Here is a 7,203-nt window from a genome sequence, read left to right as displayed (position 1 = left end):
CTGTTATGCATATTTTTAAAACATACCTTTGTAAAAGTTTTCTTATTCAGTCAATCCCATTTCAGCTTGTACAACAGTGACAATTCGATTGACATAATGTGTACATTCTTCAGAAGTCGGGGCTTCTGCCATAACGCGCACAAGAGGCTCTGTTCCTGATGGTCGAACTAAAATACGTCCGTTCCCATTCATCTCCGCTTCCACTTCTCGAATGACGCCTTGCACTTTTTCATTCGCTGTAACACCATGTTTATCGCTCACACGTACATTCACAAGTGTTTGTGGATACTTCTTCATTTCGCCAGCTAATTCAGATAACGGTTTCTTCGTTTCACTCATAATATTAACGAGTTGTAAACCGGTTAATAAACCATCTCCTGTTGTATTATAATCCAGGAAAATAATATGACCTGATTGTTCTCCCCCTAGATTGTAGCCGCCCTTTTTCATTTCTTCAACAACGTATCGGTCTCCAACAGCCGTTTGTGCGCTATTCACACCATGTTCCTCTAATCCTTTATAGAAACCAAGATTACTCATTACCGTCGAAACAACTGTGTTATGTTTTAAACGATTTTGTTCCTTTAAATACTTGGCACAAATATACATAATTTGATCGCCATCCACGATGTTTCCTTTTTCATCAACAGCGATAATGCGATCACCATCACCATCAAATGCCAGTCCTACACTCGCACCTTTTTCAAGAACAAAGGAAGCCAACGCTTCTGGATGCGTCGATCCCACACCTTCGTTAATATTTAAACCATTTGGTGAAGCCCCCATTGTCGAAACATCTGCATCTAAATCGGCAAATAAATGTGTCGCAAGAGAAGATGTCGCACCGTGAGCACAATCCAAAGCAATATGAATACCTGTAAACTCTTCATCCACAGATTGTTTTAAGTACTGAATGTATTTTTGGCCACCTTCGAAATAATCATTGACATGTCCTAGATCTCCACCAACTGGACGTGGCAGCTCATCTTGTTCTGAATCAAGCAGCGCTTCTACTTCTGCTTCCTGCTCATCTGTCAGCTTAAACCCGTCTGGTCCGAAAAATTTAATCCCATTATCCGCAACTGGGTTATGTGAAGCAGAAATCATGACACCTGCTTCAGCACTTAACGCTTTTGTTAAATAGGCCACACCAGGGGTTGAAATGACTCCTAAGCGCATTACTTCGGCACCAATAGATAATAAGCCTGCTACCAGTGCGCCTTCTAACATATGGCCAGAAATACGCGTGTCACGTCCGATTAAAACTTTCGGAGTCTCAGCATGCTTTGTTAATACATACCCGCCAAAACGTCCTAACTTAAATGCTAATTCAGGAGTTAGTTCGCTATTCGCCACACCCCTTACTCCATCTGTACCAAAATATTTACCCATCTAAAATCGCTCCTTCTTTGAATCATTTCTATTGTATAACCGCCTAGCGTAGGCTATGTTTCTTCCTTTTGAGTAATGGAGACCGTTGCGGTTGATGATGAGAGTTCCCATTCCACATTGTCAGGTACTTTAACAGATAACGGTACATCGTGCTCACCTTCTGTTAATTGACTAACATCCGCTGTCACGACTATGTCATTCACTGTTATATTCTTTAAGTCTTGGCTAGCTCCCATCAGCGTAATATCCGTCTTTTTAGGTTCTACCTCTACTTCCTGATTCTCATCCAACCCAGTAATCCCAATTATGAGGTTAGTTAGTTTTTTAGATTCAACCGATACCTCTTGTTCTTCTTCTTGCTGCTCCTGTGGCTCCTGCGTTTGTTCCTCTTCGTCCTGTTCTATTTGTTCTTCTTGTGCTTGATCTTCTTTTTCTTTTTCTTTTTCTTCTTCATCCACTACGTGATCAATTTGGACTTTCACTTTAACCGTGCTTACTGACATTTTCTTCACATCATCAGGCTGTGGCAGTTTGACCTCTAATTCCGTATTGCCGGTCACTTTTGAAATATCAACATCTACATTAATACTGTTAATGTTTTTTAGATCCTCTTCTTTTCCGTATACCGTTACCTCTTTTGGATTAACTGATAAACTCTTAATTTGAATTCCATCTTTGGCCTTCCCTTTTTGAACAGCATTAATTTTAACTGTTTTAGACGGTATACTAATCGGCAAAGTAACGTTAACACTTGCTGGTTCAATAACGACATCCAGATTATTTAAATTGCGGTCTAAAGCCCGAACAGTTGCTTTACCGTTTACTGTCTGTTTAACATCTTTATTTAAACCAATCATGGCTTTCACATAAGAAATTTGTTCAATCGTTTCCTTAGCTCCCGTAACTTTTACTGTTTGTGGACTAACAATCGGCGGTTCTGCTGAATATCCATCGGCTAACACAGAGGGGTCATATTCAGCTTCAACTGGGAATTCTTTCGTGACTCTCTCTTGAATGTTCACTTCGACATATTCCGGCTCAATTGTTGCCACTAGTTTTTCATTTAGATCACTAATTTTAAACGTTACAGTTCGACTTCCTATCGTAATATTGGGGTCAGAAAGATCAACATACACTTTGAAGTCACGTTGATTTTTTGCAGCTGTAACAAGTGCCTTAGCCCCTTTCAAGGTCACATCAACATTATCAGGCATACCGCTGACAACCAGGTTTTCCATGTCATAGTACACTTCAACCGGGACGTTCTCAATCGTCTCCGTAGCGATATCAGGAGAAGTTGAAAATCCAATTGACTTTTTATCAGACTGCAACTCAAAGTTCGCTGAAATAAACAGTAAAACAGCAATCACAAACGACGCGATTCTAACAAACCATTTATTCGCCATCAGTTTATCCATTCTTCTTCCCCCTCCAACTCAAGATTCCTGAGGAAGTAGGCTTGTTTTTATTTAATACAAGTTCATTTATCAGCATTTCTTTAAATGCATCCTGATCTAAATTACGATACAGTTCACCATTTTTAGTCAGTGAAATACTCCCTGTTTCTTCCGAGACAACAATGGTTAAACAATCGGTTACTTCACTAATACCGATTGCCGCTCGATGACGTGTACCTAATTCTTTCGAAATAAAAGGGCTTTCCGATAACGGCAAATAACAAGCCGCCGCAGCCACTCTATTATCTTGCAGGATTACCGCACCATCATGAAGCGGGGTATTGGGAATAAATATATTAATCAATAATTCCGACGTAATATGCGATCCAAGCGGAATACCTGTTTCAATATAGTCGCTTAAACCGGTCCCTTTTTCAATTGAAATTAAAGCTCCAATCCGTCTTTTTGCCATATAGGCAGAAGCTTTCACAATTTCTTCTACCAAATGCTCTTGCTCATCCTCTTCTGGCATATTATTTCGTGAAAAAAGGCTTCCTCGTCCTAACTGTTCAAGAGCACGTCTTAATTCTGGTTGGAAAATAATCAAGATAGCCAAAACCCCCCAGGTCATAACCTGCTCCATTAACCACCCTAACGTATTTAAACCAAGCAAACTACTCAAGCTGCGCACAACCACAATAACAAAAATCCCTTTTAACAGTTGAACAGCCTTTGTCCCGCGAATAATGTTAAATATCTTATATATTAAAAACCAAACGAGGAAAATATCTAATAAATTTACTACGTAATCCCAAAATGTTAAATCGGGTAATGCCATATTATTTCCTCCAGTCAATAAAACACTTAACCTATGTAAGCACAAATATCACGAACCTTTTTAGTATACCATTTTCCATATCATAATCCTAAATTTAATATAATCGGAAAAGGCAAATCTACCTGAAGCACTAGCTTCAGGCAGATTCGCTACCTAGTTCTCCTCGCCTGATTTTTCTCCTGCTTCTGGGTACACAATTGACTTCACTGTATGTTTTATCTTAAACCATAACCATTCAAAAGCTTGATCAATTTCTTCAATCTGCCCCGTAACATTCCCAGCTGCAGCCATATATTGTTGACCATTGATAACAGTCACATCACCATCCACTTGACCTTCAATACGAATGTCCCCATTTTGGACAACGATATCTCCCTCAACGGTCTTCCCCTCTGGAACAATGACCGTTTCACCTTCTACAATTAAATTCGGTTGCTTCGATACAGAGAATCGTTGATCTTCATTATAAGTCGAAAAAACGGAACCTGTCATAAGTAAAACAAACAAGGACGCTGCTGTTAAAAGTGGATGTTGCTTAAACCAGCGCTTAGCCCCTACTTGTTTTTTCTCCTTAGGAAGTTGGGCCATAACTCTAGCTGTAAAGTCATCAGGTGCTTTAATATGGGACGTGCTTTGTACGAGAGCAACTGCCTTTTTCATCTCATGAAAATACTCTCGACATTCAGAACAGGTTTGTAAATGACTCCGTAAAATTTCTTGATGATCTGACGTAATGTCTTCATCTAAATAATCGTGCATATATTCAATGATATCCTCATGGCAATTCAAAATACTCACCTTCTTTTTAAAAATGGCGCAGTTGTTTTCGCAAAGCTTCACGACCGCGATGTATCCTCGTTTTGACTGTACCGACTGGTAGATCCAATATGTCGCTAATTTCCTTCAATGATAGTTCTTCAATATATTTCAAAACGATAACCGATCGATATTTTTCTGGCAACCTTGTGATTTCTGCCTGAATAGATTCTTGAAGCTCTAATGATGCTACTTCCTCTTCTGGCTTCAATGTATCTGAAGCAATCTGCGAATACATATTCAATCCCTCTGTACCAGCTACTTCAGCATCTAAATGATAATCCGGCTTCTTCTTTCGAAGTCGATCAATACAGAGGTTCGTTGCAATTCGATATAACCATGTTGAAAATTTCATGTTAATCTTAAAGCTATGGATATTTACAAAGGCCCTCACAAACGCTTCTTGAGCTAAATCCTCTGCTTCATGCCTATTCCCCAGCATCCTAAAGCAAAGTTGAAAAACTTTATCCTTATATAGTTCAACAATTTCTCCAAATGCGTTTTGATCACCTTTTAGAACTTGATTAATTCTTTTTTTTATAAGTGCTTCCATCCTGTTTCTACCCCCGCTCATGCGGCTATACGATAAGTACGAATCGTAAGCTAAAAGGTTTCAAAAATTTCCCCATTTTAATTTTAACAAAGTTTTTACTAGTTTGTTCAATAAAATACAAATGAACAAATATAAAAAAACAGCAACTTCATGACTCGGAAGTTACTGTCCTCTTAAACTAACTTATAAAAGCTTTTCTCCTAACAGTGAGCCCATCAACGCGACTGCAAGCACTGCCGTTTTATTTCGTTCATCTAAAATCGGATTTACCTCAACTAACTCTGCAGAAGTAACTAATTGAGACTCTGCCAACATCTCCATGGCTAAATGACTTTCTCGATAACTAACCCCTCCATTAACAGGTGTCCCTACCCCTGGGGCATCTGCGGGGTCTAGCGCATCTAAATCTAGAGATAAATGAACGCCGTCTACTCGCTCACTTAAGTATGTAATACATTGCTCCATAACCGTTGCCATTCCTAAACGGTCAATTTCATGCATCGTATAGACTTTAATTCCTTTTTCCTTAATCAACTTCTTCTCGCCTTCGTCAAGTGATCGAGCGCCAATAATCACAATATGTTCTGGCTTAACCTTGGGCGCATACCCTTGTATATTGACTAAATCTGGATGACCAAGCCCTATACTAACAGCTAGCGGCATTCCATGTATATTACCAGAAGGGGAAGTCTCCTCTGTATTTAAATCTCCATGGGCATCAAACCAAATTACACCTAAATTTTGATAATGCTTTGCTACCCCAGCCAAAGTGCCAATACCAATGGAGTGATCCCCCCCCAACACAAGCGGAAATGAATGATTCTTCATAATTTCATCTACTTTATCTGCTAATAATCGATTTACCTCCGTAACAACCGGTAAGTTTTTTAAATTAGAGTGCGAAGGAGCTCTACTAGCAGTGCGACTAATAATGATATCTCCTAAGTCTTCCACTTCAAGTTGCAGATCCTCAAAACGCTCAACAATCCCAGCATACCGGATCGCACTTGGCCCCATATCTACCCCTCTCCGTGTTTGACCAAGGTCCATAGGAACACCGATTAATGATATTTTCTCTATATTCATCTCATCTCCCCCTCTCTTCCATTTTATAACTGAAAAGACAAATGGTTCAACTTAACAAATTGATGTATAAAGATACAAACACAAAAAAGTCTTAAACTATATTAGTTTAAGACGAAATTATGGTGTTATGTAGTTAATGGTGGAGCCTAGCGGGATCGAACCGCTGACCTCCTGCGTGCAAGGCAGGCGCTCTCCCAGCTGAGCTAAGGCCCCATATGAAATTTAAAAAGATGGCTGGGCTAGAAGGATTCGAACCTTCGCATGACGGAATCAAAATCCGCTGCCTTACCGCTTGGCTATAGCCCAATATATGAATAAAAAACGCCTATAATTTTATAAGATGGTGGAGGGGGGCAGATTCGAACTGCCGAACCCGAAGGAGCGGATTTACAGTCCGCCGCGTTTAGCCACTTCGCTACCCCTCCACATATATGTGGGAATGGTGCCGGCAAGAGGACTTGAACCCCCAACCTACTGATTACAAGTCAGTTGCTCTACCAATTGAGCTACACCGGCATATAAATGGTGGAGGATGACGGGATCGAACCGCCGACCCTCTGCTTGTAAGGCAGATGCTCTCCCAGCTGAGCTAATCCTCCAAAATGGTGACCCCTACGGGATTCGAACCCGTGTTACCGCCGTGAAAGGGCGGTGTCTTAACCGCTTGACCAAGGGGCCTGTATAAAAAGTAGATCTAGTCAGTAACAGTAAGCTCCCAAGCGGGCTTGAACCGCTGACCTCTTCCTTACCATGGAAGTGCTCTACCTACTGAGCTATGGAAGCATGGCTCCGCAGGTAGGATTCGAACCTACGACCGCTCGGTTAACAGCCGAGTGCTCTACCACTGAGCTACTGCGGAATAATAAATGTTTCCTAAAACTCGTTATTGTTCATAATATTATTATGAAACAGCTTGGCGACGTCCTACTCTCACAGGGGGAAACCCCCAACTACCATCGGCGCTGAAGAGCTTAACTTCCGTGTTCGGAATGGGAACGGGTGTGACCTCTTCGCCATCATTACCAGACTATATTCATCTCTCAAAGACATTTATTATTTTAATATATTCTTTGAGACTTTGCAAGAATAAATTTTGTTTTTTATTCCTTCAAAACTAGATA

Annotated in this window: 6 protein-coding genes, 8 tRNA genes and 1 rRNA gene; all 15 read right to left on the bottom strand. The window is 40.4% G+C overall.

The window, feature by feature from the left end; genetic code table 11:
• Window positions 1–42: 42 nt before the first annotated feature.
• Window positions 43–1,392 carry a phosphoglucosamine mutase gene (glmM, locus tag V7068_RS16545; protein ID WP_499713695.1) on the bottom strand — a complete coding sequence of 450 codons (1,350 nt, stop codon included), beginning with the start codon at window positions 1,390–1,392 and terminating at the stop codon, window positions 43–45.
• Between the two features lie 53 nt (window positions 1,393–1,445).
• Window positions 1,446–2,810 (bottom strand): CdaR family protein, encoded by a 1,365-nt coding sequence (locus V7068_RS16540; protein ID WP_499713694.1) that lies wholly within the window; start codon window positions 2,808–2,810, stop codon window positions 1,446–1,448.
• Complete coding sequence (gene cdaA, locus V7068_RS16535; RefSeq protein ID WP_127758695.1) at window positions 2,803–3,627, bottom strand: diadenylate cyclase CdaA; 825 nt, start codon at window positions 3,625–3,627, stop codon at window positions 2,803–2,805. The genes V7068_RS16540 and cdaA overlap by 8 nt, the downstream gene beginning before the upstream one ends.
• A gap of 153 nt (window positions 3,628–3,780) precedes the next feature.
• On the bottom strand, window positions 3,781–4,416 hold the full coding sequence (locus V7068_RS16530) for an anti-sigma factor family protein (protein WP_499713693.1): 636 nt from the start codon (window positions 4,414–4,416) through the stop codon (window positions 3,781–3,783).
• Between the two features lie 16 nt (window positions 4,417–4,432).
• Window positions 4,433–4,996, bottom strand: a complete 564-nt coding sequence (gene sigW / locus V7068_RS16525) for an RNA polymerase sigma factor SigW (RefSeq protein ID WP_499713692.1) — start codon at window positions 4,994–4,996, stop codon at window positions 4,433–4,435.
• Between the two features lie 183 nt (window positions 4,997–5,179).
• On the bottom strand, window positions 5,180–6,082 hold the full coding sequence (gene rocF / locus V7068_RS16520; protein ID WP_499713691.1) for an arginase: 903 nt from the start codon (window positions 6,080–6,082) through the stop codon (window positions 5,180–5,182).
• Window positions 6,083–6,219: 137 nt separating this feature from the next.
• A tRNA-Ala gene (locus tag V7068_RS16515) sits at window positions 6,220–6,295 on the bottom strand.
• 18 nt (window positions 6,296–6,313) lie between these two features.
• Window positions 6,314–6,388: transfer RNA gene (locus V7068_RS16510), tRNA-Gln, on the bottom strand.
• A gap of 35 nt (window positions 6,389–6,423) precedes the next feature.
• A tRNA-Tyr gene (locus V7068_RS16505) sits at window positions 6,424–6,507 on the bottom strand.
• A 15-nt stretch (window positions 6,508–6,522) separates the two neighbouring features.
• Window positions 6,523–6,598: transfer RNA gene (locus V7068_RS16500), tRNA-Thr, on the bottom strand.
• A 7-nt stretch (window positions 6,599–6,605) separates the two neighbouring features.
• A tRNA-Val gene (locus tag V7068_RS16495) sits at window positions 6,606–6,681 on the bottom strand.
• Window positions 6,682–6,685: 4 nt separating this feature from the next.
• A tRNA-Glu gene (locus V7068_RS16490) sits at window positions 6,686–6,760 on the bottom strand.
• Between the two features lie 32 nt (window positions 6,761–6,792).
• Window positions 6,793–6,865 (bottom strand) — tRNA-Thr (locus V7068_RS16485).
• A gap of 1 nt (window position 6,866) precedes the next feature.
• Window positions 6,867–6,941, bottom strand: a tRNA-Asn gene (locus tag V7068_RS16480).
• 52 nt (window positions 6,942–6,993) lie between these two features.
• A 5S ribosomal RNA gene (rrf, locus tag V7068_RS16475) occupies window positions 6,994–7,109 on the bottom strand.
• Between the last annotated feature and the right edge of the window lie 94 nt (window positions 7,110–7,203).

This window comes from Bacillus sp. JJ634, from assembly GCF_036962285.1.
Classification (GTDB): domain Bacteria; phylum Bacillota; class Bacilli; order Bacillales; family DSM-1321; genus Peribacillus; species Peribacillus asahii_A.
This window is presented reverse-complemented; position numbering and strand designations above follow the sequence as displayed.

Bases quoted from the DNA above. Each gene is read 5' to 3' on its own strand.
- rocF (WP_499713691.1), bottom strand. From the start codon at position 6,082: ATGAATATAGAGAAAATATCATTAATCGGTGTTCCTATGGACCTTGGT.
- cdaA (WP_127758695.1), bottom strand. From the start codon at position 3,627: ATGGCATTACCCGATTTAACATTTTGGGATTACGTAGTAAATTTATTA.
- sigW (WP_499713692.1), bottom strand. From the start codon at position 4,996: ATGGAAGCACTTATAAAAAAAAGAATTAATCAAGTTCTAAAAGGTGAT.
- V7068_RS16540 (WP_499713694.1), bottom strand. From the start codon at position 2,810: ATGGATAAACTGATGGCGAATAAATGGTTTGTTAGAATCGCGTCGTTT.
- glmM (WP_499713695.1), bottom strand. From the start codon at position 1,392: ATGGGTAAATATTTTGGTACAGATGGAGTAAGGGGTGTGGCGAATAGC.